This window comes from Hyphomonas sp. ske169, from assembly GCF_056850855.1.
The window spans coordinates 2,449,770-2,475,236 of record NZ_CP096146.1 but is presented as its reverse complement, the minus strand read 5'-3'; the positions used below and the strand labels follow the sequence as shown (position 1 = coordinate 2,475,236).

Sequence of the window (25,467 nt, the reverse complement as noted above, 5' to 3'; positions counted from 1 at the left end):
CGCGTCCTCGTCATTGACGGTCAGGACGAGGGGTTTAGCCGAGCCGCTTAAGCTTCGCCAGCAGTTTCGAACAGGGCCGCCTCGAGCGCTTCGCGCGGGGTCTTGCCGGCCCAGATAACGAAATTAAAGGCCGGAACGAACATGTTCACGGCATCAAGGCCCGCCGCCATCACCGCGCGAACTTCGCCAGTGTCCGGCTCAACCCGATCCAGCATTGGCAGTGCGTGGCGGAAAATGATCACGCCCTCTTCGGCCCAATAATCAAAGTGGCCGAGCCAGAGACGCTCATTCGCCATCATCACCAATTCGGCAATGGCCATGCGGCGCGTTTCAGTCGGTTTTACATCTAGGGTGATCGAAAAATGGAGCGCAGGAGGCTCGGCGCGATTGGCAAACATGCCGCCCATATCGCCCCATTTTGAGTTCGCGATGCATTGAAGAGTCTCATCATCCTCATCGCGTTGGAATTCCCAACCCGCTTCTGTCAAGCAGCTTTCGACAAGCTCTAGCGCATCGATTTCCATTGTCTGGGAACGATCTACGGACAGGCTCATGGGCTCCCCCTTCCGAATCAGTCAGGCATTCTTGCCTTCGGGTCAGGCTACTCATGCCCGACTCATCGCGCAAGAGTCTTGGTTAAAAAGCAGTGGACGCTTTTATTTCTCTAGGCTTTCCAAGCGCTTCTCGAGGGCTTCAACGCGCTCAAGCGCTTGCACCGCAATCGCCTTCAAGGCTTCGACCTCGTCACGGCTGGCCAAATCCATATCAGCAATCATCGCGCGAACGCGCGATTCACCAGCGGTTTTCACTTCTTCGCCAGCGGCACGCGCAGCGCCCATTGCGCCGGTCATCAAACCCGCGAGATCATCCAGGATGGGGCTCTTTGCAGACATGTGACGACTCCCTTGCGCGTCTTGAACCGATAACCATTTGTCCCTAGCAGATGGGAAACGAAATGCCGACAGGAAAGACCGCCGCATGAGTCTTCTAGCGATATCAGCCATGAGCTTCCCGGAATTCTCGCCGGCGATCTTCCAAATTGATCTTGGATTTTTGGGCCTCGGGAAATTTCCAATCCGCTGGTATGCCTTGTCCTATATTGTGGCTTTGCTGCTTGGCTGGCGACTTGCGCTCGCTTTAGTCGCCCGCCCGGCCCTGTGGGGCGGTAAAAGCCCTGCCGACCGAGACGATATCGACGATTTGCTGTTCTACGTCACCCTCGGTGTGATCCTGGGCGGGCGGTTTGGCTATATCCTGTTCTATCAACTCCCCTATCAGTGGGATCAAACCCTATCCGACCCGATGAGCCTGTTGCGCATCTGGGAGGGCGGGATGAGCTTTCATGGCGGTCTGCTTGGCGTCGTGATCGCGATCCTGTGGGTGACCCGGCATCGCAAACTCTCACTCTTGTCAGTTGGCGACATTGCCGGGGTGGTCGCACCGTTCGGGCCATTGTTCGGTCGGATTGCCAATTTCATCAATGCTGAGCTCTATGGTCGCCCAACCCCTGAAGGCAGCTCTTGGGGCATGATCTTCCCCGAAGGCTATGTGCGCGGCTCAACCCCAAGCGCCTATGATTGGGGAAGCGGCGAATGGGTCTATCGCGGCGATGAAGTCGCCCGCTATCCGAGCCAGCTCTATGAAGCGGTCCTCGAAGGCTTAATCCCAGCGATCGTGCTCACCATCTTGGTCTGGCGCTTTAAAGCGCTGCAGCGCCCGGGCTTGGTGGCTGGACTTTTCTTGCTACTCTACGCCTTTGGCCGCACCGTCTCCGAACAGTTCCGGGAACCCGACGCCTTCGTCTCAGGGCTGCCGGAATGGATCACCATGGGGCAAATCCTATCCCTGCCCATGTGGATTGGCGGCGCTTGGCTGGTCTGGGCCGCGCTCAAAAAGTCCGCGACCTCTCCGCAAACGTGACGACGCTAAAACAACGCCTCACCGCAATGATCCAAGCGAGCGGTCCGGTCTCGGTTGCGACCTATATGGATCTCTGCCTGCACGATCGTCAGCATGGCTACTACGCGACCCGGCCAGGCCTCGGCGAAGACTTCATCACCGCCCCTGAGATTAGCCAGATCTTTGGGGAACTGATTGGGCTTTGGCTCGCAAATGAATGGCAATCGCTCGGCGCGCCCAAGCAGCTAAACTTGGTTGAGATTGGTCCTGGACGGGGCACGCTGATGGCAGACGCTTTGCGCGCCGCGCACTCAGTTCCGGGATTTGTCGACGCCGTTCAGCTCCATTTTCTCGAACCGAGCCCGGTTCTTCGTTCGCATTTGACCGAGCGATTTGCGGATCACGACCCGATCTTTTTGGATCACTTTGAAGACATCCCGCAGGACACCCCGGTCTTGGTGATCGCGAATGAGTGGCTCGATTGCCTGCCGGTCCAACAATATGTGCGGGTCGGCGAGACCTGGCATGAGCGCGTCATCGGCCTCAATGACGAGAATGAGCTAACCTTTGGCTTGAACACAGACGCCTTGCCGCCAGAGATCGGCCGTGACACAGCCGAAGATACTCTAGAGCTGCAGCCTGGCCTCAAAACCCTCGCTGAAGGACTCTCCAATCTCTTCGCGCACACGGTGGGGCGTGCGCTGCTGATCGATTATGGCCCCGCCTCAGACACACCTGGTGACACGCTTCGCTCCTACCAAAAGGGCGAACAGATTGATCCTCTAACTGCCCCCGGCGAAAGCGATCTGACCTGCGATGTCGACTTTGCACGGTTGAAAAGGCTCAGCGAAAAAGCAGGCTGCACGGTGTCCGGACCGATCTCGCAAAGCGCATTTTTGTTGCGGTTGGGGGCGGAGGCTAGGCTCAATCAATTGGCAAAAACCCATCCAGACACCGCGAATGACCTCTATCACGGTATCCGCAAGCTCACAGACCCCGCAGAAATGGGAGAGCGATTTCAGGCGATCTGTATTAGCGGCTATGATTTGCCTCCACCTGCCGCATTTTAGAAACCGCTTACAAAAATTCGCGCCAAATTGACCCTAACGTCAAGGTAAGCCTTGTGTTTCTGGCTCGTCCTGCTACCTCCCGGGGCAACAAAACCTAAGCTAACCTCGGGAGTTGCCCATGAAGGTCCTCGTGCCTGTCAAACGGGTCATCGACTATAATGTGAAGGTCCGCGTCAAATCGGATCAAACAGGCGTCGATCTGGCCAATGTTAAAATGTCCATGAACCCATTCGACGAGATTTCTGTCGAAGAAGCCGTTCGCATGAAAGAAGCCGGAACCGTGACCGAAGTGGTCGCCGTATCTGTTGGACCACAACAAGCGCAAGAGACTATTCGAACCGCGCTCGCCATGGGCGCTGATCGCGGCATTCTAATCAAAACCGATGACGATGTTGAGCCACTTGGCGTTGCCAAACTGCTGGCAAAAGTCGTCGAAGAAGAGAGCCCTGATCTGGTCATTCTCGGCAAGCAAGCGATTGACGATGATAGCAACCAGACCGGTCAAATGCTGGGCGCCCTGCTCGGCTGGCCACAAGGCACGTTCGCGTCTGAAGTCAAAGCTGATGGTGGCAAAGTCAATGTCACCCGCGAAGTCGATGGCGGCCTGCAAACGGTTGCGCTCGACGGCCCAGCGATTGTCACCACAGACTTGCGCCTGAATGAGCCACGTTACGCCTCCCTGCCAAACATTATGAAGGCGAAGAAAAAGCCTATCGATATGAAAGAGCCTGGTGATTATGGCGTCGACATCTCGCCGCGCCTGACCGTCGTCAAAGTAACCGAGCCGCCAGTGCGCGAAGCGGGTGAAAAAGTCGAAGACGTCGCCGCTCTGGTTGAAAAACTCAAAACTGCGGGAGCTGTATAATGGCTGTTCTTGTAATTGCAGATCACGACAATGCGGCGCTGTCTGACGCGACCGCGAAAACCGTCACCGCAGCAAAAGCCTTTGGCGGCGATGTAGACGTTCTGGTTGCTGGTAAAGGCGCTGGCGATGTCGCTGCGGCTGCTGCTGGCATCGACGGCGTTCGTAAAGTGCTTCACGCTGATGGCGACGCTTATGAAAAGCAACTCGCTGAAGCCATGGAAGCGCTGATCGTCCCAATGATGGACGGCTATGACGCCCTGTTCGCGCCAGCCACCACAATGGGCAAAAACGTGACTCCACGAATCGCGGCCAAGCTCGATGTGATGCAGCTGTCTGACATTATCGGCATTGAAGGTCAGGACACATTTGTCCGCCCAATCTATGCCGGTAACGCGATCATGACGGTGAAGTCTTCGGATGCGAAAAAAGTCGTGACCGTTCGCGGCACAGCGTTCGACGCGGCAGGCACCGGTGGCTCAGCCGCCGTTGAAACTGTCGACGCTCCGGGCGGACCGTTCAAATCAACTTTCGTCTCTGAAGAGATTGTTGCGAGCGACCGTCCAGAACTGACTGCTGCGAAACGCATCGTTTCTGGTGGCCGCGCGCTTGGCTCTGCCGAAGAGTTTGAGCGTCTGATGAACCCACTGGCTGACAAACTCGGTGCAGCTGTCGGTGCGTCACGCGCCGCGGTTGATGCGGGCTATGCGCCAAACGATTACCAAGTCGGCCAGACCGGCAAAATCGTTGCGCCAGAGCTTTACATCGCGGTCGGAATTTCCGGCGCGATCCAGCACCTGGCCGGGATGAAAGACTCTAAGATCATCGTCGCGATCAACAAAGACGAGGAAGCACCAATCTTCCAAGTCGCTGATTACGGCCTGGTCGCAGACCTCTTTAACGCGGTTCCAGAATTGACTGACGCGCTCTAAGCGATCGACACATTCTACAGGTCAAACCCCGGTCATCGGCCGGGGTTTTTCTTTGCGTGAATTCCTCTAGGCTGCGCATCAGAGGGGGAGTTCCATGCGCAATGAGATCGCAAAACATCTAGATCATGATCCACATTTTGAGTGGCGCGGGCAGAATGTCACGCGGCTCGAGAACCTATCGGACATTGTGTTCGCCTTGGCGCTTGGCATGTTGCTGCTCACAGGCGCACCTCCGTCGAATTTTGGCGAGTTGATCGCGTTCTTGGTGAATATTGTGCCCGTCGCCGCGGCCTTCGCGATCCTGTTTGGGATCTGGAACGCGCATTTCACATTCTTCAGGCGGTATGGGCTCGCCGACACGAAGATCATTGTGCTCAACAGTATCTTGCTGCTGCTGGTCCTGTTTGTGGCTTATCCGCTTCGATTCATTTTCGACAGTCTGTTTGGCTATGTGATTTTTCTTATCTCGGCCGACCCAACGCGGCTGATGGAAACGGACATGGACATAGTGAACTCGGCAAGAAGTGTGGCCATTTTTAATGCGGGATACTCGGTGATCATTTTTCTGACCAGCCTGATGTATCAACACGCCTTGTCCAAAACCGAGATGCTTGGCCTGAGCGAAAATGAGCAACGGCTAACGAAAAGGACCATATGGAGTTACCGCGGCGAGATGATGATTGCGGCGCTCACCGCCGTCATTGCCATTGCGACGCCGCTCGGCCCGTTTGCCGGTGGCTTGCTATTCTTGAATTGGCCAAATGCGATATTCTGGCGGAAACGATTTGAAATCACGACGAACTAAGCACTGATATGCGCCACTACGCTGCGCGTATGGGGGCGACTGCGATGCTCAAACAAATAGATCCCTTGCCATGTGCCGAGTACCAGACGCCCTTCGCTGATCGGGATAGAGATTGATGTTTGGGTCAGGGCCGTTTTGATGTGCGCCGGCATGTCATCGGGGCCCTCCGCGCGGTGAAGCAGGTAGGACATGGACGGATCATTCGCATCGGGTACCAAGCGCGCAAAGAACGCTTTTAGGTCTGTCAGAACGTCCGGATCGGCATTCTCTTGGATCACCAAAGAGCAAGATGTGTGCTGGCAAAACAGGGTCAGCAAACCTTGGCGTTGATCCGCAGAATCCACGAAGGCTGCCACATCTGAGGTAAATTCATGGAGGCCTGGACCATGGGTCGACAGTTCGAATTTTGCCTGCATAACGAGCTAGCTCAATTGAACAGGGCGACCCAAGAGCCGCCCTTTAATCTTACGTATCCAAGAAGCTTCGCAGCTTACGGCTTCGGCTTGGGTGCTTCAGCTTGCGCAGCGCTTTCGCTTCGATCTGACGGATCCGCTCCCGGGTCACTGAGAATTGCTGACCCACTTCTTCAAGCGTGTGGTCGGTATTCATCCCGATGCCGAACCGCATGCGTAGAACGCGTTCTTCACGAGGCGTGAGAGACGCAAGGACCCGAGTTGTGGTTTCGCGCAGGTTCGATTGGATCGCGGCGTCGACAGGCAGCAGAGCGGCTTTGTCTTCGATGAAGTCGCCGAGGTTTGAATCCTCATCATCGCCAATCGGTGTTTCCAGCGAGATCGGCTCTTTGGCAATTTTTAGAACCTTACGGATCTTCTCGAGCGGCAAGCCAAGCTTTTCCGCCAGCTCTTCCGGTGTTGGCTCGCGGCCAATCTCGTGCAGCATCTGGCGCTGAGAGCGGACAATCTTATTGATCGTCTCAATCATATGCACCGGAATACGGATCGTCCGCGCCTGGTCCGCAATCGAGCGGGTGATTGCCTGACGGATCCACCAGGTTGCATAAGTCGAGAACTTATAGCCGCGGCGATATTCAAACTTATCCACCGCCTTCATCAGGCCGATATTGCCCTCTTGGATGAGATCCAGGAATTGCAGGCCGCGATTGGTGTATTTTTTGGCGATCGAGATCACGAGACGGAGGTTCGCTTCGACCATCTCTTTCTTGGCGATCCGCGCTTCGCGCTCCCCTTTTTGGACACGCTGAACAATCTTACGATAATCATCGATCGGAATACCGATTTCTTGCGCGACCATTTGGATTTCGCCGCGGATGAGGTCGATCTTTTCCGCTTCGCGCTCGGTGAAGCGCTCCCACTTTTTCGACATGGCAGCGACGTCTTCAATCCAAGTCGGATCAAGTTCGCGGCCAAAATAGTTCTTCAAGAATTCTGAGCGCGGGACACCATGTGCATCGGCCAGACGCATTAGCTGGCCTTCAAGCCCCATCAGCTTCTTATTAATCGCATAGAGCTGCTCAACCAGCGCTTCGATCCGCGCATTGTTGATGTGCATCGTCTTAAGTTCATCAACGATGTTCTGAGAGATGCCGTCATACGATTCACGGTCTTTCGGCGTCAGGGCTTTGCCTTCCATCCGGCGACCAACCAGTTTTTCCTGAAGCTTCCGGAATTTGCCAAAGCCGGTGGCGATTTCGTCGAGCTTATCTAGCACGCCTTCGCGAAGTTCGGCTTCCATGCCGGACATCGACATCGCTGCGCCTTCTTCTTCGTCCTCACGCTCTTCGCGCGCGTGGCGTTCTTCAACGGTCTCGTTCTCGCGCGCTTCGGCTTCTTCTTCGTCGAGCTCGTCTTCTTCAGGCGCCGGGTTTTCGGCGCCATAAGTCGCTTCGAGGTCGATCAGGTCGCGCAGCAGAATACGCTCATTTACAAGCTCGTCGCGCCACACCATCATCGCTTCAAATGTCAGCGGCGATTCACACAAGCCCCGGATCATCGCGTCGCGGCCGGCTTCGATGCGCTTAGCAATCGCGATTTCGCCTTCGCGAGAGAGCAGTTCAACCGCCCCCATTTCGCGCAGATACATGCGCACCGGATCATCGGTTCGATCAGACCCACGGGCATTGCCTTTTTTGACAACTGTGCCAGTCGCGCTGGTGGTCGCAACCGCCGTTGATTTCGCAGCCGCTTCGCCTTCTTCCTCATTGTCGACCACTGTGATGCCTTGTTCTGAGAGCATCGCCATCGTGTCTTCAATTCGGTCTGACGACAGCTCGTCTTCCGGCATGATCTTGTTCAATTGCTCAAGCGTCACATAGCCTTTGGCTTTTGCGTCTTTGAGGAATTTTTTGACTTTGGTGTCGCTGAGATCGAGGACCGGACGGTCTTCGCTTTCTTCGAGTACTTCCGCTTTGGCTTTCGCCATTTATCGCTCCTGTCCGCTGCGACCGCTGTCGCAACATACACTTTCAATTCCGTAAAAGGGGGTCAGTTCTGATCCGCCTTTTCTGCAGCTTCATTGAGACGCGCTGTGCGTGCCCGACGTTCCGACACGATCCGATGCCGGTGTCGCGCATCTTCAGCAGTGGCAAATGCCTCTCCTGCGATACGGCCGGTCTCGTCCGCGCCTTCTGGGCGTGCATACTGCTCTAAGGCGATCAGCCATTCCCGCTCCTCTGAACCGCCTTGCGGTATGTTTGGGATGTCGGGATACTTTGTTAACAGTTCTGCAGCGCGCAATTTTCCAAGACCCTCTAAATGGTTGCTCAGGGTCTTCCGGTCAACACCTGAATCTGCAGTATTTTGGCTGATAAGGGCGTCTCTAATCGCTGAAACGTCGGGATCGGGGAAAATGGCAACAGCTAACGCCTCAAAACCGACCTCGGCCAAGTGGTGACTGTCAACCGCCCGCACAACCAAGCCGAGCCCTCTTGTCTTCGCAGGCGGACCCCCACGCAGCGCAGACTGGACCACCTGGCCTCCGCGGTTTGGGGTTCTCCCGCTGCTTCTATTTGCCGATCTCAACTGCCAGAGATAATCGCGCATGCGCGCTTTGAGCTCGCGCTCATAGGCCGATTTTACCGCGCCATCTTGGATCGTGCTGGCCGCTTGCATCAGGCGCTTCTCTAGCCCGGCTTGGCGCTCAGGCGTATCCACGGCTTCAAGGTCGCGTTCACGCCGCCACAGCACTTCGACCAAAGGCAGTGCGCCATCGAGCGCTTTACCCATCGCGCCCGGTCCGTGATCGCGAATAAGATCATCCGGATCCATGCCGTCCGACAGCAAGCAGAAAAAGACGCTTCGACCTGGCTGCAACCCAGGAAGAGCCCGTTCAATCGAGCGATAGGCAGCGCCGAGACCCGCCCGGTCGCCATCAAAACACAGAACCGGTTCGGGCCCTGCGCGCCAGAGCAGGCTGATTTGCTCTTCAGTTAAAGCTGTGCCGAGCGGGGCGACGGCGTGACCGAAACCCGCCTCACACAATGCGATCACATCCATATAGCCTTCACAAACGATCAGGCCGCCTTCATCGGTACCGCCGAACGCTTCGCGCGCGGCTTTGTATCGGTAGAGCACGCGCGACTTATGGAAGAGCGGCGTGTCAGAGGAATTGAGATATTTCGGCTTGGCATCAGGCTGCAGCGCTCGTCCACCAAAGGCGATGACCTGGCCACGCGCATCCTCGATCGGGAACATGAGACGGCCGCGGAACCGGTCATACGGCTCGCCCCCGCCCTCTTTTTCCACCGCCAGTCCGGCTTCAACAATCTCGCTTTGCGAAAAGCCTTTCGATTTGAGGTGTTCGAACGTTTGCCGCCAATCATCTGGTGAAAAGCCAAGCCGGTATTTGCCCCAGCTGTTCGGGCGCAAGCCTCGTCCCTCGAGATAGCGCCGCGCGTCCGCTCCTTCGGGCGCGCGCAGACAGGCTTCATAATAAGCCGCAGCCGCTTCAGATGCTGCGATCAGGCGCAATCGCCGATCATACTGTTCTTGGCTTTCCGGCGTCGCTTTGGGCAGCGACATGCCGGCTTCATCGGCCAGTTTTTCGACCGCCTCCATGAAAGACAGCCGTTCGGTTTCCATCACAAATGAGATGACATCACCGCCCATCCCGGACGAGAAACACTTAAAGATCTTCTTCTGGTCGTTGACGTAAAAACTCGGCGTCTTTTCGTTGGTGAAGGGTGAAAGCCCGACCCACTCTTTGCCTTGTTTTTTCAGTTTGACCTTGCGTCCGATAACATCCGAAGGTCGGATACGAGCTTTCAACTCGTCAACAAAACCGTCTGGAATCCGAATAGGGCCGCTCATTTGATTAATATAGCGCGGGAAACGCCCAGAGCGAAGGATTTTAGCGGCTGGTGTTCGGGAAGATGCATGCAATTTGATCGATTTCTGAAACCCTATCCTATTGCTATTGCGGTATGTCCCGCTGCAGGTGGACATATGCGTTGAAACTAAGATCTGATCCTTACAATGTGCCTACAGAGCGCGAATTTGCCACGAGCATGATTCTGACCGGCTTGGTCATTCTCGTGATTGCGGTCGGCATTGCCGTCAGCGTGACTTGGTACACTACGCGCTTTTACGAGCCAGAGATTCACGCCCAAGCCTTACGCACCGCCACTTTCTTGCCGTTGGTTATCGTTCCGCTCTGTACCTCAATCATTGGCCATCAGGGATATCGGAACCACAAGAAAATGCTGGCCGTGGCGCATCTTGCGCGCACCGACGAGATGACCGGGCTGTCCAATCGCCGTGCCTTCATGCACACCGCCGAAACGCTGTTTGCCGAAACCGATTTTGAATATTCTGGCCTTGGTCTTTTTATCGTCGACCTGGATCACTTTAAACAGGTGAACGATGTGCACGGGCATGAAACCGGTGACCAAGTGCTGATCCACGCCTCACAACAAATCTTAGCCGCGGTCTCTGAAGACTGTTTCGTTGCCCGGCTTGGCGGCGAGGAGTTTGGGGTTCTTGTGCCGTTTCACGCGGTGCCTCAACTGCATCAAATGGCAGAAGCGATTCGGTTCCAAGTGGCGTCAAACCCCTGCTTGCACGACGATCTCACAATTCCAATTTCAGCCAGCGTTGGCGTCGGCATCGCGCACCCACGCGACACTGTAAGCTCAGTTCTATGCCGAGCAGATGACGCGCTCTATGAGGCGAAAGACAAAGGTCGCAACCGGTTTGTCGTCGCCGCTTAAGGCGCGGATATCTCAGCCCCCGCGTCAACCGCCTCTGGCTGGTCAAACCATTCTGCGAGCGCCTTATACACGGCGAAACTATGATCATCATGGGCGCGAACATAGCCTTCAGGCCAGGCGCTAGAGCGGGCTACCACGATGTCATTTTCGCGATCAATATAGAGCGTTTGTCCATTCGCGCCGGAGGCTGTGAACGTTCCATCGGCATAGGTCCACCAATGCCAGGCATAGCCGCGATTCGGGTTCGGGTGCACTTCGCCTGGACGGATATGCGCATCGTCTGAAATCGTCGCGCGATCGACCCAATCGACAGGCAAGATTTGCTCGCCATTCCAAACGCCGCCTTGTTCCACAAAGATTCCGAACCGGGCCCAATCACGGAGGGCGGCATTGTAAAACGCGCCGCCAATCTCTGCACCCTCTGCGCCAGCCCGGTCGAGCACCCATTCGCCTGAATGTTCCATACCAAGCGGTCGCCAAATCTTCTGCTCGAGATAGGCCGCAGCATCCATATCCGTCACCCGGCGGATCAGCTCAAGCAGGACTTGGCTTTCAGCGGTATTGTAGTTGAATTTCGTCCCAGGCTCATGCTCGCGTTTATATTTGATCGCGAGCTCAAAAGCCGGCTTTTTGCCGGTCACGACGCTATTGGTCATGAAATTGACGGTGTCGTCCATCTTGCCGTCGAACAGATTGGGGTCATAGCGAATGCCAGACGACATTTGCAGCGCCTGCTTAATCGTGACGCCATCATAAGCCGTGCCTGCCACCTCCGGCAGATATTTGACGAGCTGATCATCGACACTGTCAATTTTACCGTCCGCAACAGCGACGCCGACCAGGGTCGAGGTGATTGATTTGACCAGAGACCAAGTCGTAAAACGCGTACCAGCATCAGCGCCACGCCCATAGGACTCGTGCACAATCTTACCCTCATGAATGATCATCAGGCCCGAGGTTTCCATCGCCGTATAGAGATCCGCGAGGGTCCGGGTTTCACCTTCATATTCATAGGTGAACCCCTCCAACGCCGCCTCGTCCCGGCTCAGCGGCTGCCGCTCCTCCGATACAGACACGGTCCGGGTCGGATAGAGCTCGCTGGTATTCTGGAAGAAATAATCCGCATCGCCTTCAAAAGCTGTTGCGCGCGCCATCGCATCCAGCGGCGGTGGCACGAAACGCGTATAGGTAAAGACGCCAATGAGTGCGCCAAGAATAAGCGCGATCCCTGCAACCAAAAACGATTTCATGCCAGACCTCCAATCCAGGAGCTCTGATGTCGCGAATTTTGAGAGATACGTCTAGCCTATCGCCGCGCGAACAGCTTTGCTGGCGGGGCCGCATTCGATTTGACCCGGATATTTTTCGCGCAGCGCCGTCATACAGCGGCCGACATCTTTGAGCTTTGAGGCGCTCAGTTGAGAAACAATCGCTGCGGCGGCCGTTTCCAGCGCTTCACCCATGAGCGGCTTGGGCAAAAACTCCGAAATGATCTCAATCTCGTCCCGCTCACGTTCGGCTTCGACAATCCGGCCATTATCGTCGAATTGTTTGATTGCACGCTCCCGCTGCGCGACCATGGTCTCGAGCAATTCCAATATCACTTCATTGTCACATCCGGAACATTCACCGCGGCTGCGCGCGATCACGTCGCGATCATCCATTGCGCATTTTATCAAGCGCAAAGTTTGCGATTCCACACTGTTCGCATCTGTCGCCTCAGCGGAGCTGAGCGCGGTATTTATGCGATTTCGGAGTGTAACTTGGACGGTTTGATCCAATTGACCCATTTATAAGCCTCTAAAGCCGCCTTTTAGGTCCAAAACCGCTTGACGGTCCTGGCCGCAGCACTCTATTTGCCACCCGTTTGCCTGAGAAACCGTTAAAGCCACAGGCGGGCGCTGAGTCCAGCGAAACGTGGGAGATAAGGGCTACATGGACAAAAATCAATCCGAATTCGCCAGTCAGGCGAGTGGCGCGATCGCCCTTGCAGACGGCACCGTATTCCTCGGAATCGGCTCTGGAGCTGTAGGAATTGCGGTCGGAGAGCTGTGTTTCAACACCGCCATGACCGGCTATCAAGAGATCCTGACCGATCCATCCTATGCAGAGCAAGTTGTGATGTTCACATTTCCGCATATCGGCAATGTCGGCGCCAATCCTGAAGATCATGAAGACTCGAGCGATAATTCCGTTCGCGCCGCCGTCGGCACTGTGTTTCGGGATCCGATTACCCCTCCTTCAAATTGGCGCGCCGAGGATCATTTCGACGCGTGGCTGGCGAAACGCGGAATTGTCGGCTTGTCTGGCGTCGATACCCGCGCTCTGACCCGTCTGATACGCGAAAAAGGCATGCAGAAATGCGCCATCCAATACGCCCCGAACGGTAAAATCGATACGAGCTCACTGATCGAAGCAGCGCAGGCCTGGGAAGGGCTCGAAGCGGCGGACCTGGCTGCAAATGTCGATGTCGATGCCGCGATGGACCATTCAGAACGTTTATGGGCGCTCGGAACCGGGTTTGCAGATCAAGATCCACCTCAAAAACACGTCGTCGTCGTCGATTTTGGCGTGAAAAAGAACATCCTGCGCAATCTCGCCGAAGTCGGCGCGCGCTCAACTGTGGTCAGCGGCGATGTCTCGATCGAAGACATCAAAGCGCTCAATCCAGATGGGATTGTATTAGCTAACGGACCTGGCGACCCAGCCGCCACCTTCAAGCGCTCAGGCCAGCTCCTAAAAGCCTTGGTGGATAGTGAGTGGCCTATCCTAGGGATTTGCCTCGGTCATCAATTGCTAGCGCTGACCCTGGGTGCGCAGACCATGAAAATGGAACAAGGCCATCACGGCGCCAATCATCCGGTGCAGGATCTCGCCACCGGCAAGGTCGAAATCGTATCGATGAACCATGGCTTCACAGTCGACACTGCGACGCTGCCGAAAGGTGTCGAGGAGAGCCATAAATCTCTGTTCGATGGCACCAATTGCGGCCTGAAAGTCGCCGGAAAGCCCATCATCTCGGTCCAGCACCACCCTGAGGCGAGCCCCGGACCGCAGGACAGTTTCTATGTTTTCCGCCGGTTCATCGACCTGATGGACGCTTAGCGAAGCGATTTCACCAGGTTCTCAAACGCATCATAGAACCCCTCCGCGGTAATCCCATCGGTTTCCCGCGCGAGGGCGAACCCCGCACCGTTCAATGCGTTTTGCAACATAATCGCGAGCGCATCGACGCGGTGCTCGGCCACGAGCCCTTTCTTGGCGAGGTATCGAACGCCCGCGCGGACATTTTCGATGCCGAGATCATGGTCCTGCTCATACCAGCCTTGAACGCCAATCACAGAGGGACCATCCACTAAGACAATCTTCTGAAATTCTGGGCGCGCCGCATATTTAAGATAGACCCGGCACCCCGCTAAGAAGGCGCTATAGGGGTCTGTAAGGCTCCGCGCGGCGACCGCCGCCTCGCGCGCTTCGTCATCCATCTCGACTTGCAAACGCTGCCATATTTCGGCGAATAGATCTTGCTTGGACTTAAAATGGTGAAACAGCGCGCCTTTGGTAATGCCAAGATCTTCGCAGATGTCATTGATCGAGGTGTCAGCATAACCGTCTTGCGCAAATCGCGCTTTCGCGGCGGCGATTAAGCGCTCACGTGTTTCTTCTGCATCAGACTTTGAACGACGCCCCATACCCAACCGTTATTTCAGCTTGACCCACAACATACCGATGGTATGTATAATCCCCAAATGCAGACGAAAACAAGCGTTAGTTATTGTCTGCGACGGGTTACGCGAGTCTAGGGGACGTACGCGGACCAGACGCAAAGCCGGGCCAGCTTATGCTGACCCGGCTTTGTTTTTTTGACCGATTAAAGCCTAACGTTCGTCTTCTTCATCATCGTCTTCGTTCAATCGGAAAAGACGTGGATCAACCCGAACATTGGTTTCGACATCAACCAGATCAACGACCGTGGTTTGGTAATTCCCATCCACGGTGAGCCATCCGAGCAGATCATAGCTGTCTGCGTCGAACACCATGGTCAGCGTTCCTTCGAGTTCGCCACTTGCATCGCTGACGCGAATCCCAACGCGATCTTCCGAGGTCAATATGCTCAAGACTTCAACATCTTCGTCAACGTTCAGATCCGTCGATAGGATCAGCCCTAAAGGCGTCGCGCCAATTGGAATACGATCCACAGTTTCAAGTTCGCTATCTTCCATCGCGACGGTCGTCCCGTCGGAAACAATCAAGATCGGTGTCGGGTCGTCATAGTCGAAGCGCATACGGCCTGGGCGATTCAGCGCGAACGTTCCCGTGGTAATCGTGCCATCGACATTGGTTTGCATAAACTTGCCAGAAGCAGTCTCCGCCGCTGCTAGAGCAGTGCTGGCCGAGCTTAGAATTGCTGGCCATTCTGATGCGGGCACTTCGCCGTTTGTCGCCACGGGTTGAGGGGCAGGCTCGACCTCGTCCTCAAGGGTGCCGGGATCAGGAAGCGCCGGTGTCGCGATCTGATTGTCTTCAATCACCGTCTCTTCGATTTGCTCCAATGGCAGCGTGGCAGGGTCCTCGGCGGCGTCAGCCGCTTCAGCATCTGCAGGGGTTTCCACGTCTTCCGCCTGTTCCACCGGGCGCTCTATTGCCGGTGATTCATCTAGGGCAGCTTGCAGATTGACCTGCAATTGCGGACCTAAAACTAGCGCAAGCGCGAGCGTTGAAACGAATACAGATAACATTGGGACACTCCTGTAACTGAGACCCACTTAAGCCGGGCTGCGCAACAAAAACAGGGCTGAATCAAGGCTTTTATGCCTGTTTTCGTTGCTTTTGGTTCAGTTGCGCGGCGTTCAGAAAACGCCTGCTAGATCCCCGAACATCTTCAAACTTACCGGGATTGCTTTTTATTCACTTGGCGATTCGGGTCCAAAGTGGCGTTCTAGCCATGAAACTGGGGAGCTTCTCTCATGAAAATTGCACTAACTGCACTCGCGGCAGCCGCGCTTTTGGCGGGCTGTCAAAATGTCTCTAATCGCACGCTCAGCACCACAGCGGGTGGCGCAATCATCGGCGCCGGTGTCGGTATGATGGCGGGCGGCGATGACAAACGAAACGCCGCCATTGGCGCGGTTGTTGGCGGTCTCGCTGGCGCAGGCGTGGGCGTTTACATGGATCGCCAGGAAGAAGCGCTGCGCCGCCAAACCGAAGGCACAGGCATCGAAGTCCAGCGCGTCGGCGACCAAATCGCTCTAAATCTACCATCGGGCATCACATTCGACGTGAATAGCGCGGCCATTAAAGGCGATTTTTACGGCCCGTTAGACGATGTCACGACGACATTGATCGAATACCCAAAGACCGCCGTAGATATTGTCGGCCATGCCAGCTCGGATGGTCCGGATGATTATAATCAAGAGCTGTCCGAACGCCGCGCGGGTTCGGTGCAATCTTATTTGATCAATAGCGGCGTACAATCGGTGCGCCTCCGCGCCATTGGCATGGGCGAGAGCCAACCCATTGCCGATAATTCCACTCAGGCCGGCCGGGTCGCCAATAGACGCGTCGAGATCCTTCTCACGCCAATTGTCGAAGGCGGCGCCTGATCAACAAAGGCCGGAGCAAACGCTCCGGCCTTTCTTTTTGAACTTACAAACTGAGCAATCTGAAGACAGCTTATTTCCGAGAAGAGATCGGCTCGATCGGCAGATCGGTACCCGGCAAGGTCGCGACTGGCTGGTCTGAGCCATTTGGCTGCAGTGTGACGAAAAGCGGATTGGGACGCAAATCATTCATCGCGCCTGTCGAGGCATCAACCCCAGCGCCAATAATCCCGCCAAGCAGAATATTTCCGCCCATGCCCGCGATACCGTCTCCAGAGAGTTTTGGTTCCAGCAAGTGAGTCTCGGAGGCGTATCCCTTCTTCTCGAAGGTCACGTAATACGCCCATTTCCGATTGAGCTCGAGCTTACAAGGCGTGACGCAAGACACATCTCGCAAGATATGCCGCGTGTCTTCGATCGTCACTTGAGCGGTTGGCGGTGACGATTCCAAGCGAACCGTATCTTCGGTCCCTTTGGTGACCGTCGCACAGGCGGAGGTGGATAGCATGGCGGTGACGAGCACGGCTTTGAGAACATAATTCATGACTTACCTCTACAAAGAAAAACCAAAGTGGGAGTGTTTGTATTTGCAGAAGCAAGTGCTAATTGATCACAATTAACAAACGAAAAAAGGCCAGAGCTAAATCTGGCCTTTTCTACTTTATCTATTATTTGTCGTTAAGCCGCAGCTTTTTGCTTTACGCCGCCCGGAGGGAAGCGAGAGTAGAAGGTCTCGCCGTTCGCGGCCATATCGCGCAGAAGCTGCGGGACTTTGAACCGGTCACCATATTTCTCAGCTAGCGCATCCGCCTCAGCGACAAATTCTGGGATGCCCCAGATCAAGTCCATGTAAGAGGCGCAACCGCCAGTATAAGGCGCGAAGCCCCAAGCCAGGATTGAGCCAATATCGGCGTCACGGGCATCGGTGATCACACCTTCTTCAAAGCAGCGCGCAACTTCGACAGCCTGGCGGACCAGGAACCGGTTAGTCAGGTGCTTTTTCAGCTCTGGTGGGCATTCATCGACGGTAACATCAATGCGGCTGTTTAGATCAGGCCAGAGGCGCGATGGCTTGCCCTTCTCATTATAGTCGTAGAAGCCTTTGCCAGCTTTACGGCCGACGCGGCCCTGGTCTTCAACCAGCCATGCCATCATCTGACCCAGCTCATTTGAATCGTAATCAACACCAGCGGCTTGCGCCATTTGGCGACCGACTTTCAGAGCGGTATCGAGGCCGACCGAGTCAGACACTTCCAGCGCGCCCATTGGCATGCCGGACTGGCGCCCAACATTCTCAATGATCGCCGGCTTAATGCCTTCTGCGAGCATCGCCATACCTTCTTGGGTATAGGTGCCGAAGCAACGCGAGGTGTAGAAGCCGCGGCTATCATTGACGACGATTGGCGTCTTACGGATCGCCAAGACATAATCGATTGATTTGGCGAGCGTTTCTTCGCTGGTCTTTTCACCGGTGATGATCTCGACCAGACCCATCCGCTCGACCGGCGAGAAGAAGTGGATGCCGATAAAGTTCTCAGGACGCTGAGAGGCTTCTGCCAGGCCGGTGATTGGCAGCGTCGATGTGTTTGATCCGAAGATCGCATCAGCGCTGATCACGTCTTCCGCCATTTTGGTGATTTTGGCTTTCAGCTCAGGGTTTTCGAACACGGCCTCAACGACCAGATCGGAGCCTTTGACGTCATCGTAAGAATCCGTCGTGGTGATCAGGTCGAGCAGCTTGTCGCCTTTCTCCTGAGTGGTCTTGCCGCGTGACAGGTCTTTCTCGACCAGACGGCGGGCATAGTCCTTGCCCTTCTCGGCATTCTCTTTGGAGACATCAACCAGCACCGTCGGGATTCCGGCTTTGGCTTGGACATAGGCAATGCCTGCACCCATCAGACCAGCACCGATGACGGCAATCTTTTTGAACTCAGTTTTGTCATATCCTGCGGGGCGATTGCCGCCTTTGGACAGTTCTTGCATCGACAGGAAGAGCGAGCGGATCATCGCTTTCGCTTCTGGGCGCTGCTGGGTGTTGATGAAATAGCGGGTCTCGATCCGAAGCGCGGCATCGATCGGCACTTGAGTACCTTCATAGACGCAAGACAGAATGTTCTTCTGGGCTGGGTAATTGCCATAGGTGTTGGCCGCCAGCATCGCGTTCGACATGGTTGCGACTTGGCCAGCGCCCGGCGCGCGGTGGACCACGCCTCCTGGCATTTTGAAGCCTTTTTCATCCCACGGCGCTTTCGCATCTGGGTTGGCTTTGATCCAGGCTTTACACTTCGCAACCGTGTCAGACTTCGGCGCAAGCTCGTTCACGACGCCCATTTTGTGGGCTTTCTCCGCGTTAAAGCTCTTGCCTTGAAGGATTAGCGGCAGCGCTTCTTGAACGCCAATCAGGCGCGGCAGACGCTGTGTGCCACCAGCGCCCGGCAGTAGCCCGATCTTGGCTTCCGGCAGACCGAACTGGATCTTTGGATTGTCATTCGCAGCCACACGATAATGTCCTGCAAGTGCCACTTCCAAGCCGCCGCCAAGGGCGAGACCGTCCAGGGCCACCGCAATTGGCTTGCCGCATGTTTCGAGCTCGCGCAGTGTTTTGTTGAGCGAGAAACCGCGCTCAAATTGCATCGCTTTCAGCTCGGCTTCTGACATTTCAGATTCTGGCTTACCGCCGCCGGCTTGCTGGTTCATTTCACCAAGATCCGCGCCGGCGCAGAAGCCAGACGGCTTACCGGACGAGATCACCAGACCGGTGATTTTATCATTGGTCGCGACTTCTTTTGTGATCGCGATAATGTCAGCGATCGCTTTGCCGGTCAGCGTGTTCATGCTGCGGCCTGGGACATCAAACACCGCGTGCGCAATGCCGTCACCATCAATGTCGAAAGAGAATGTTTCGAGGTTCATTTGTCTTTTTCCTGAGACTCTTGGGTGTCTTCACCCTCATTGGATTCCTTAGCGGACAGCGCCACACCCAAACCGGCGCCGATCGCAACACCGACACCGATCCCGACGCCCATATTTTCGGTGGCAACACCGATTGCGAGGCCGATCGACATGCCGATTGCGATCCCGATTGGGAGACCTGAGCTGCCCATGCGTTTAAACGCGCTCGATGATCGTCGCGGTGCCCATACCGGCGCCGACGCAAAGCGTGACCAGAGCGGTTTCTTTGTCCGCCCGCTCAAGCTCATCAACCATGGTGCCGAGCAGCATGCCGCCCGTCGCACCCAGCGGGTGACCCATAGCAATCGCGCCGCCATTCACGTTCATTTTCTCATGATCAATGCCGAGCAGATGCATCATCAGCATTGGTACAGACGCAAAGGCTTCATTGAGCTCGTACAAGTCGATGTCGCTGACATCCATGCCGGCTTTCTTGAGCGCTTTCAGCGTCACATCGGTCGGGCCCGTCAACATGATGCCTGGCTCAGAACCAATTGAGGCCATTTGCTTAACGCGCGCGCGCGGCTTGAGGCCAAGACGCTCGCCCATTTCTTTACTGCCGAACAGAACCGCAGAGGCACCATCGACAATACCTGAAGAGTTACCCGCGTGGTGGACGTGATTGATCGCTTCCAGCTCAGGGTAGCGCTGCTTAATCACTTCATCAAAGCCCATAGAGCCCATGCCAGCAAAACTAGGGTTCAACGCGGCGAGGCTTTGCATATCAGCGTCTGGACGCATGTGCTCATCATGATCGAGGCGAATGCCGCCCATTTGATCTTTGACCGCAATGACAGATTTCGAGAACCGGCCTTCATCCCATGCTTGCTTCGCGCGGCGCTGAGATTCAACCGCATAGGCGTCGACATCATCGCGAGAGAAGCCCCATTTGGTGGCAATTGTATCGGCGCCGACGCCTTGCGGAGAGAAGTAAGATTTCAGCGCGATTTGCGGGTCAGATGACCAGGCGCCGCCAGCTGCGCCCATTGGCACGCGGCTCATGCTTTCAATGCCGCCGCCGATGGCCATATCGGCTTCGCCGGTCATGACTTTCGCAGCTGCCATATTACAGGCTTCGAGGCCTGAGGCGCAGAATCGGTCGACTTGGACGCCTGCTGTTGTTTCAGCATAGTCCGCGTTCAGCACAGCGATACGCGCAATGTCGCCGCCTTGCTCACCGACCGGCGATACACAGCCGAGCACAACATCGTCGACATATTTGGTGTCGAGATCGTTGCGGTCGCGGATTGCTTCCAGCGTTTGGGTGGACAGCTCAAGCGCAGTGATTTCGTGCAAGCTGCCAGATTTTTTGCCTTTACCGCGCGGGGTCCGCACAGCGTCGTAAATATAGGCTTCAGTCATGGGAGGGGTCTCCTGTCTTTAACTTGTTAAACGCATTATTTTGCTGGCGCCTTCATTGGGTTGATGGCGAGCGAAGCTCGAGCCCTCGCGGCTTCTTTGCCACGCGAGTCATATAGGTCAGCTTCAGCAAAAATCACTTGTCGACCAATGTTGCGAAGCCGGGCGGCGACTTCAATCGCGCCCACTCTCACGGGTCGTAAAAAGGTCGTGTGCAGATCAATGGTCGATGGAAAGGCGCGGGTACCAGTCTTTACTGTCGCAAGCATTCCTATCGTATCGTCGAGCATGGCGGAGAGATATCCGCCTTGAATATAGCCTGCTGGATTGGTGAACTCAGGCTTCCCATCGAACTTCACACGCGTTTCCATCTTGCTCATGTCGAGCGAAACCAGCTCAAAGCCAAGCGACTTTGAACTCTCAGCTGGCTGCGGGAAGGTTTCCGTGAGGAGATGGCTGTCCGGCAAGCTAGAGCGTCCTCGCGATCAGCATTTTCATCACCTCATTGGCGCCGCCATAGATGCGCTGCACGCGGGCATCTTGGTACATTTGGCCAATCGGATACTCGTCCATATAGCCCCAGCCGCCATGCAGTTGCAGGCATTCATCAATGATCTTACACTGTAGATCAGAGATCCAATATTTCGACATAGACGCGGTCGCGGCATCAAGCTCGCCTTTCAGCAAAAGCTCTGTGCAATGATCGGTGAACACTTTCGCCACGGTCGCTTCGGTTTTGCACTCCGCCAGTTTGAATTGCGTGTTCTGGAAATCCATAATCGTGCCGCCAAACGCTTTGCGCTGTTTGACATAAGCCACAGTTTCTCGAATTGCGCGTTCGATCATACCGATGCCTTGAATGCCGATAATATGGCGCTCTTGGGGGAGCTGTTGCATCAGCTGGATAAAGCCTTGGCCTTCTTCCGGGCCGAGCAAAGCTGAGGCTGGCACTCTCACATCATTGAAGAAAAGCTCTGACGTGTCCGCGGCTGGTTGGCCAATCTTCTTCAAGTTACGGCCGCGTTCGAAGCCTTCGACTTCATCGGTTTCGACCATCATGATCGAAATGCCTTTCGCGCCCTTGCTTGGATCGGTCTTGGCGCAAACCAGGATCAAATTGGCGGTCTGGCCATTGGTGATGAAGGTCTTAGAGCCATTAATCACATAGCCATTGCCGTCTTTCTTGGCCGTGGTTTTGATATTTTGAAGGTCAGAGCCCGTGCCCGGCTCCGTCATCGCGATGGCGCAGACGAGCTCACCAGAAGCGAGCTTTGGCAGGAGGCGCTGTTTCTGCTCTTCAGAGCCATAATGAATGATGTAAGGCGCGACGATCGCATTGTGCAGACCGATGCCAAAACCGGCAATGCCTTGCAGTTCAAGCTGTTCGATGATCACCGCATCATGCCGGAAATCACCGCCCGCCCCGCCATACTCTTCGGGGGCTGAGACCAGCAAAAGCCCCTGCTCTGCGGCTTTATACCAAACATCCCGGGGCACCGCGCCTGCTTCTCGCCAATCTTCAACGTGAGGTTTCAATTCCTTCTCGAAGAATTGCGAAACCGCTTCATTGAAGATTTTGATTTCCTCATCCTGACGCCATGGCGACAATGGTACATTGAGGACATCAGACATAGGCAAACTCCCAGAAAGTGGTTATGACGTTTACGTTCACGTCAATGTAAGCGGAAAGACGGGTTTTGACCAGGTGTGACGTAACGGGAAGTTGCAGCTGGGATCGGCAGTTTTACTGGGCATTGTGCCGATAAAAGCGCGTTTCCGGCTCTTCAGCCAAACGGATTTCAGGCGCAAACACAGCGCCCAGCCGCTCTGCCAGCTTAATCGACGCGCCATTGTCTTCGTGAATTCCGCTGATCAGACGCGGCCATTGCAGGATTTCAAATGCAAAGTTACGTGCATTTAGGGCGGCTTCGAAAGCATAGCCTTGACCTTCAAACCCTTCCCAAAGGATCCAGCCAAGCTCCGGTTCTGGCAACGCGATGGCAGTATTCAGAGACACCAATCCAACCGCCTCGCCGCTATCTTTCCGTTCGATCGTCCAGGCGCCGTGGCCAGCAATCGCCCAGCGACCCGTACCCGCTGTGAACAAATCCCAAGCCGTCTGACGATCGACCGGTCCGTCCGTGTAGATCGATCGCGGTGAAGCGAAATAGGCCGCAAATGCCTCGAAATCACCGAGCTTGTAGGGCCGCAGCACCAGGCGCTCTGTTTCGAGCGTTGGTGCTGCGGAAAACCCCATGCTTAGAACCGGTCCGCTGGCAGCGCCATCATCAGATCCGCGCCGGTTTTCAGCTTGGCCAAGTGAGATGCCGCTTCTGGCAATACGCGAGAGACATAGTATTGGCCGGTGACCAGCTTGTCGTCATAGAACGGGTCATCGCCCTTTTTCTCAATCGCGACTTTTGCCATCAGCGCCCACATATATGTCAGCGCTGTGAGGCCAAACAATTGCAGATAATCGGCAGATGCCGCCCCGGCATTGTTAAAGTCGGTCATGCCGTTCTGCATCAGCCAATTGGTGCCGTCTTGCAGCTGAGCTTTTGCGGACTTCAGGCCCTCAATGAACGGCTCGAGCTCGGCATTGCCTTCATGGTTGCCGATAAAATCATCCATCTCGGCAAAGAAGCTGAATACCGCGCGGCCACCATTGGCGGCGAGTTTACGGCCAACCAGATCGAGCGCCTGAATACCATTGGTGCCTTCATAAATCAGCGTGATCCGGCAATCGCGAACGAATTGCTCAAGACCCCACTCTTGGGTGAAGCCTGATCCTCCGTGGATTTGAAGCGCCTCATTGGCCATCTTGAAACCGCGATCGGTCAGGAAAGCTTTTAGCACCGGCGTCATTAGCGCCATATAATCATTGGCTTTTTCGCGGACTTTTTCGTCCGGCGATTTATGGTGCAGATCGCTGTAAAGCGCGGTCCAGTATGTGAACGCGCGGGCGCCTTCGATAAACGCCTTTTGATCCATCAACATGCGGCGCACATCTGGGTGAACAATCACCGGGTCCGCGGGCTTGTCCGGCGCTTGAACGCCTTTCAACGAGCGGCCCTGCAGACGGTCGTTCGCGAAATCAACAGCGTTTTGATACGCGACTTCAGCTTGGCTGAGGCCCTGCATGCCGACGCCGAGGCGCGCTTCGTTCATCATCACGAACATGGTGCGCATGCCTTTATGCTCTTCGCCGACCAGCCAGCCAGTGGCGCCGTCATAGTTCATCACACAGGTCGCATTGCCGTGGATGCCCATCTTTTCTTCGAGGCCACCACAAGACGCCGCATTGCGCTCGCCCGGATTGCCATCTTCGTCGACAATGAATTTCGGCACGACGAAAAGTGAGATCCCTTTAATGCCTTCCGGCGCGCCTTCGATACGGGCCAGAACAAGGTGAATGATGTTCTCGGTTAGGTCTTGCTCGCCACCAGAGATCCAGATCTTTTGGCCGGTGATTTTGTAAGAGCCATCCGGCTGAGGCACCGCTTTGGTTTTGATCAAACCAAGATCGGTTCCGCACTGCGGCTCGGTCAGGTTCATTGTTCCAGCCCACTGACCAGAAGCCATTTTCGGACCGTACATGGCTTTCTGCTCTTCTGATCCACCCGCCATCAACGCCTCAAACGCGCCAGAGGTCAGGCCCGGATACATGGCGAAGGCCATATTCGCAGACGAGGTCATTTCGCTGGTCGCCATGCCAACGACATAAGGTAGGCCTTGGCCGCCCATCTCAGGAGACTTACCGAGCAATGGCCAGCCATTTTCGACCATTTGTTGATAAGCTTCGGGGAAACCGTCCGGTGTTTTCACGCTCGCATCGGCGTTGCGGATACAGCCTTGTTCGTCACCGACTTTGTTGAGCGGGAACAGAACCTCTTTGGCGAACTTGCCAGACTCTTCCAGGATTGCGTCAACCAAATCTGGAGTCGCTTCTTCAAAGCCGGGAAGGTTCGAATATTTCTCGATCGACAGCACGTCGTGCAAGATGAATTGCATATCGCGAATTGGGGCGTCGTAGCGTGGCATCTGGTTATCCCTCAGATATTATAATTAAACCGTGACGCTTGCTCTAGCGTCACGGTTTGGAAAGGTCATTCAACTCATGCGGGTGAGCTGTAGTTTTTTACGCGTCATCGAGCTGTTTGCGGGCAACAGCATCGTAAGCTTTTAGGTTTTCCGCCTCAGCTGCACCTGGGCCGATTTTCTCAAGCTGGCCTTCCAGCCATTCGATCCCATTGTGCAGTTCCTGAAGCGCCATTTCGATGTCTTCGCGCTGGTTCTCAAGTTCTTTGATTTGGTTCTGGAACTTGACCAGGGACATGCGCATCTGAGCACGCTGCCCATCTTCAAGACCATAAAGATCGAGAATTTCGCGAATATCTGCCAGCGGCAGACCCAAGCGCTTCAAACGGACAATGATTTTGACGCGGCCGCGGTCGCGGTGCGAGTAAACACGCGTCATGCCGTCCCGGGCTGGGTGCAGCATATCTTTGTCTTCATAGAAGCGCAGCGCGCGGGGGGTGATTCCAAACTCTCGGGCCAGTTCAGAGATCGAATAAGTACGAGAGTCAGCGATAGAAAGAGATGTTACAGTATCAGGCATAGACGCAACTATGCCCCGTCTTTACGCGAACGTCAACGTCAGGCTCACGTTTACGTAAGCAGAAGAATGAACAAACCTTTCGAATTTCACCTTAAACGTTTACCTTTTTAACTCCGTCTTAAGGGCGATGACGCCATCTCTCTCCATTAGATATCTATTTTGGCGTGTATTTTCGAATCACTCGC

At 55.3% G+C, this 25,467-nt stretch carries 26 protein-coding genes; 8 read left to right on the top strand and 18 right to left on the bottom strand.

All coding sequences use genetic code 11. The annotated features are described in order from the left end of the window. Positions 1-47: 47 nt before the first annotated feature. Positions 48-554, bottom strand: a complete 507-nt coding sequence (locus MY069_RS11985; protein ID WP_482794019.1) for a type III secretion system chaperone family protein — start codon at positions 552-554, stop codon at positions 48-50. A 102-nt stretch (positions 555-656) separates the two neighbouring features. Next, on the bottom strand, positions 657-893 hold the full coding sequence (locus MY069_RS11980; RefSeq protein ID WP_482794018.1) for an accessory factor UbiK family protein: 237 nt from the start codon (positions 891-893) through the stop codon (positions 657-659). An 85-nt stretch (positions 894-978) separates the two neighbouring features. Here MY069_RS11980 and lgt point away from each other — a divergent pair, with 85 nt between their 5' ends. From lgt to MY069_RS11955, 5 genes are all read left to right on the top strand, one after another. Next, positions 979-1,920, top strand: coding sequence for a prolipoprotein diacylglyceryl transferase (gene lgt / locus MY069_RS11975; RefSeq protein WP_482794017.1), 942 nt, complete (start codon positions 979-981; stop codon positions 1,918-1,920). After that, the gene (locus MY069_RS11970) at positions 1,869-2,969 is read left to right on the top strand and encodes a class I SAM-dependent methyltransferase (protein WP_482794016.1); all 1,101 of its coding nucleotides are present in this window, start codon (positions 1,869-1,871) and stop codon (positions 2,967-2,969) included. Before lgt ends, MY069_RS11970 begins: the two co-directional genes overlap by 52 nt. A 118-nt stretch (positions 2,970-3,087) precedes the next feature. Beyond that, positions 3,088-3,834, top strand: coding sequence for an electron transfer flavoprotein subunit beta/FixA family protein (locus MY069_RS11965; RefSeq protein WP_482794015.1), 747 nt, complete (start codon positions 3,088-3,090; stop codon positions 3,832-3,834). Next, positions 3,834-4,763 (top strand): electron transfer flavoprotein subunit alpha/FixB family protein, encoded by a 930-nt coding sequence (locus tag MY069_RS11960; protein WP_482794014.1) that lies wholly within the window; start codon positions 3,834-3,836, stop codon positions 4,761-4,763. The genes MY069_RS11965 and MY069_RS11960 overlap by 1 nt, the downstream gene beginning before the upstream one ends. Positions 4,764-4,857: 94 nt before the next feature. Further along, complete coding sequence (locus MY069_RS11955) at positions 4,858-5,568, top strand: TMEM175 family protein (protein ID WP_482794013.1); 711 nt, start codon at positions 4,858-4,860, stop codon at positions 5,566-5,568. Here the strand turns inward: MY069_RS11955 and MY069_RS11950 are convergent. The 3 genes from MY069_RS11950 to dnaG form a co-directional block, all read right to left on the bottom strand. Next, positions 5,565-5,984, bottom strand: a complete 420-nt coding sequence (locus tag MY069_RS11950) for a secondary thiamine-phosphate synthase enzyme YjbQ (RefSeq protein WP_482794012.1) — start codon at positions 5,982-5,984, stop codon at positions 5,565-5,567. The genes MY069_RS11955 and MY069_RS11950 overlap by 4 nt on opposite strands. A gap of 49 nt (positions 5,985-6,033) precedes the next feature. Next, positions 6,034-7,968, bottom strand: coding sequence for an RNA polymerase sigma factor RpoD (gene rpoD, locus MY069_RS11945; protein ID WP_482794011.1), 1,935 nt, complete (start codon positions 7,966-7,968; stop codon positions 6,034-6,036). Positions 7,969-8,030: 62 nt separating this feature from the next. Further along, positions 8,031-9,854, bottom strand: coding sequence for a DNA primase (gene dnaG / locus MY069_RS11940; RefSeq protein WP_482794010.1), 1,824 nt, complete (start codon positions 9,852-9,854; stop codon positions 8,031-8,033). 140 nt (positions 9,855-9,994) lie between these two features. Between dnaG and MY069_RS11935 the strand changes: the two genes are divergently transcribed. Beyond that, positions 9,995-10,753, top strand: a complete 759-nt coding sequence (locus tag MY069_RS11935) for a GGDEF domain-containing protein (protein ID WP_482794009.1) — start codon at positions 9,995-9,997, stop codon at positions 10,751-10,753. On the opposite strand, the gene MY069_RS11930 is transcribed toward MY069_RS11935, so the two are convergent. Together MY069_RS11930 and MY069_RS11925 are read right to left on the bottom strand one after the other, a co-directional pair. After that, positions 10,750-12,003, bottom strand: coding sequence for a serine hydrolase domain-containing protein (locus MY069_RS11930; protein WP_482794008.1), 1,254 nt, complete (start codon positions 12,001-12,003; stop codon positions 10,750-10,752). The genes MY069_RS11935 and MY069_RS11930 overlap by 4 nt on opposite strands. Before the next feature lie 51 nt (positions 12,004-12,054). Next, positions 12,055-12,543, bottom strand: a complete 489-nt coding sequence (locus MY069_RS11925) for a GatB/YqeY domain-containing protein (RefSeq protein WP_482794007.1) — start codon at positions 12,541-12,543, stop codon at positions 12,055-12,057. A 145-nt stretch (positions 12,544-12,688) separates the two neighbouring features. On the opposite strand from MY069_RS11925, the gene carA reads away from it, so the two are divergent. Then, entirely contained in the window at positions 12,689-13,858 is a 1,170-nt protein-coding gene (gene carA, locus MY069_RS11920) for a glutamine-hydrolyzing carbamoyl-phosphate synthase small subunit (protein WP_482794006.1), read from the top strand. On the opposite strand, the gene MY069_RS11915 is transcribed toward carA, so the two are convergent. After that, a complete protein-coding gene (locus MY069_RS11915; protein WP_482794005.1) occupies positions 13,855-14,445 on the bottom strand; it encodes a TetR/AcrR family transcriptional regulator in 591 nt (196 codons plus the stop codon). The genes carA and MY069_RS11915 overlap by 4 nt on opposite strands. A gap of 186 nt (positions 14,446-14,631) precedes the next feature. Then, entirely contained in the window at positions 14,632-15,492 is an 861-nt protein-coding gene (locus MY069_RS11910) for a LolA family protein (RefSeq protein ID WP_482794004.1), read from the bottom strand. A gap of 228 nt (positions 15,493-15,720) precedes the next feature. Between MY069_RS11910 and MY069_RS11905 the strand changes: the two genes are divergently transcribed. Next, entirely contained in the window at positions 15,721-16,356 is a 636-nt protein-coding gene (locus MY069_RS11905) for a YiaD family glycine zipper/OmpA-like lipoprotein (protein ID WP_482794003.1), read from the top strand. Between the two features lie 70 nt (positions 16,357-16,426). Here the strand turns inward: MY069_RS11905 and MY069_RS11900 are convergent, their stop codons facing one another. The 9 genes from MY069_RS11900 to MY069_RS11860 all read right to left on the bottom strand — a co-directional run bounded on the left by MY069_RS11900 (position 16,427) and on the right by MY069_RS11860 (position 25,282). Next, entirely contained in the window at positions 16,427-16,897 is a 471-nt protein-coding gene (locus tag MY069_RS11900; RefSeq protein ID WP_482794002.1) for a translation initiation factor 2, read from the bottom strand. A gap of 134 nt (positions 16,898-17,031) precedes the next feature. Beyond that, on the bottom strand, positions 17,032-19,266 hold the full coding sequence (locus tag MY069_RS11895; protein WP_482794001.1) for a 3-hydroxyacyl-CoA dehydrogenase NAD-binding domain-containing protein: 2,235 nt from the start codon (positions 19,264-19,266) through the stop codon (positions 17,032-17,034). Next, positions 19,263-19,457, bottom strand: coding sequence for a glycine zipper domain-containing protein (locus tag MY069_RS11890; protein WP_482794000.1), 195 nt, complete (start codon positions 19,455-19,457; stop codon positions 19,263-19,265). The genes MY069_RS11895 and MY069_RS11890 overlap by 4 nt, the downstream gene beginning before the upstream one ends. A 4-nt stretch (positions 19,458-19,461) precedes the next feature. Continuing rightward, positions 19,462-20,667, bottom strand: a complete 1,206-nt coding sequence (locus MY069_RS11885; protein WP_482793999.1) for an acetyl-CoA C-acetyltransferase — start codon at positions 20,665-20,667, stop codon at positions 19,462-19,464. 35 nt (positions 20,668-20,702) lie between these two features. Beyond that, on the bottom strand, positions 20,703-21,131 hold the full coding sequence (locus tag MY069_RS11880; RefSeq protein ID WP_482793998.1) for a PaaI family thioesterase: 429 nt from the start codon (positions 21,129-21,131) through the stop codon (positions 20,703-20,705). Position 21,132: 1 nt separating this feature from the next. Further along, entirely contained in the window at positions 21,133-22,296 is a 1,164-nt protein-coding gene (locus MY069_RS11875) for an acyl-CoA dehydrogenase family protein (RefSeq protein WP_482793997.1), read from the bottom strand. A gap of 112 nt (positions 22,297-22,408) precedes the next feature. Next, on the bottom strand, positions 22,409-22,921 hold the full coding sequence (locus tag MY069_RS11870; RefSeq protein WP_482793996.1) for a GNAT family N-acetyltransferase: 513 nt from the start codon (positions 22,919-22,921) through the stop codon (positions 22,409-22,411). A gap of 2 nt (positions 22,922-22,923) precedes the next feature. Beyond that, a complete protein-coding gene (locus MY069_RS11865; protein WP_482793995.1) occupies positions 22,924-24,705 on the bottom strand; it encodes an acyl-CoA dehydrogenase C-terminal domain-containing protein in 1,782 nt (593 codons plus the stop codon). A gap of 97 nt (positions 24,706-24,802) precedes the next feature. Beyond that, positions 24,803-25,282, bottom strand: coding sequence for a MerR family transcriptional regulator (locus tag MY069_RS11860; RefSeq protein WP_482793994.1), 480 nt, complete (start codon positions 25,280-25,282; stop codon positions 24,803-24,805). Positions 25,283-25,467 lie beyond the last annotated feature (185 nt).

Bases quoted from the DNA above. Each gene is read 5' to 3' on its own strand.
- MY069_RS11985 (WP_482794019.1), bottom strand. From the start codon at position 554: ATGAGCCTGTCCGTAGATCGTTCCCAGACAATGGAAATCGATGCGCTA.
- MY069_RS11980 (WP_482794018.1), bottom strand. From the start codon at position 893: ATGTCTGCAAAGAGCCCCATCCTGGATGATCTCGCGGGTTTGATGACC.
- lgt (WP_482794017.1), top strand. From the start codon at position 979: ATGAGTCTTCTAGCGATATCAGCCATGAGCTTCCCGGAATTCTCGCCG.
- MY069_RS11965 (WP_482794015.1), top strand. From the start codon at position 3,088: ATGAAGGTCCTCGTGCCTGTCAAACGGGTCATCGACTATAATGTGAAG.
- MY069_RS11960 (WP_482794014.1), top strand. From the start codon at position 3,834: ATGGCTGTTCTTGTAATTGCAGATCACGACAATGCGGCGCTGTCTGAC.
- MY069_RS11955 (WP_482794013.1), top strand. From the start codon at position 4,858: ATGCGCAATGAGATCGCAAAACATCTAGATCATGATCCACATTTTGAG.
- MY069_RS11950 (WP_482794012.1), bottom strand. From the start codon at position 5,984: ATGCAGGCAAAATTCGAACTGTCGACCCATGGTCCAGGCCTCCATGAA.
- rpoD (WP_482794011.1), bottom strand. From the start codon at position 7,968: ATGGCGAAAGCCAAAGCGGAAGTACTCGAAGAAAGCGAAGACCGTCCG.
- dnaG (WP_482794010.1), bottom strand. From the start codon at position 9,854: ATGAGCGGCCCTATTCGGATTCCAGACGGTTTTGTTGACGAGTTGAAA.
- MY069_RS11930 (WP_482794008.1), bottom strand. From the start codon at position 12,003: ATGAAATCGTTTTTGGTTGCAGGGATCGCGCTTATTCTTGGCGCACTC.
- MY069_RS11925 (WP_482794007.1), bottom strand. From the start codon at position 12,543: ATGGGTCAATTGGATCAAACCGTCCAAGTTACACTCCGAAATCGCATA.
- carA (WP_482794006.1), top strand. From the start codon at position 12,689: ATGGACAAAAATCAATCCGAATTCGCCAGTCAGGCGAGTGGCGCGATC.
- MY069_RS11915 (WP_482794005.1), bottom strand. From the start codon at position 14,445: ATGGGGCGTCGTTCAAAGTCTGATGCAGAAGAAACACGTGAGCGCTTA.
- MY069_RS11910 (WP_482794004.1), bottom strand. From the start codon at position 15,492: ATGTTATCTGTATTCGTTTCAACGCTCGCGCTTGCGCTAGTTTTAGGT.
- MY069_RS11905 (WP_482794003.1), top strand. From the start codon at position 15,721: ATGAAAATTGCACTAACTGCACTCGCGGCAGCCGCGCTTTTGGCGGGC.
- MY069_RS11900 (WP_482794002.1), bottom strand. From the start codon at position 16,897: ATGAATTATGTTCTCAAAGCCGTGCTCGTCACCGCCATGCTATCCACC.
- MY069_RS11895 (WP_482794001.1), bottom strand. From the start codon at position 19,266: ATGAACCTCGAAACATTCTCTTTCGACATTGATGGTGACGGCATTGCG.
- MY069_RS11890 (WP_482794000.1), bottom strand. From the start codon at position 19,457: ATGGGCAGCTCAGGTCTCCCAATCGGGATCGCAATCGGCATGTCGATC.
- MY069_RS11885 (WP_482793999.1), bottom strand. From the start codon at position 20,667: ATGACTGAAGCCTATATTTACGACGCTGTGCGGACCCCGCGCGGTAAA.
- MY069_RS11875 (WP_482793997.1), bottom strand. From the start codon at position 22,296: ATGTCTGATGTCCTCAATGTACCATTGTCGCCATGGCGTCAGGATGAG.
- MY069_RS11870 (WP_482793996.1), bottom strand. From the start codon at position 22,921: ATGGGGTTTTCCGCAGCACCAACGCTCGAAACAGAGCGCCTGGTGCTG.
- MY069_RS11865 (WP_482793995.1), bottom strand. From the start codon at position 24,705: ATGCCACGCTACGACGCCCCAATTCGCGATATGCAATTCATCTTGCAC.
- MY069_RS11860 (WP_482793994.1), bottom strand. From the start codon at position 25,282: ATGCCTGATACTGTAACATCTCTTTCTATCGCTGACTCTCGTACTTAT.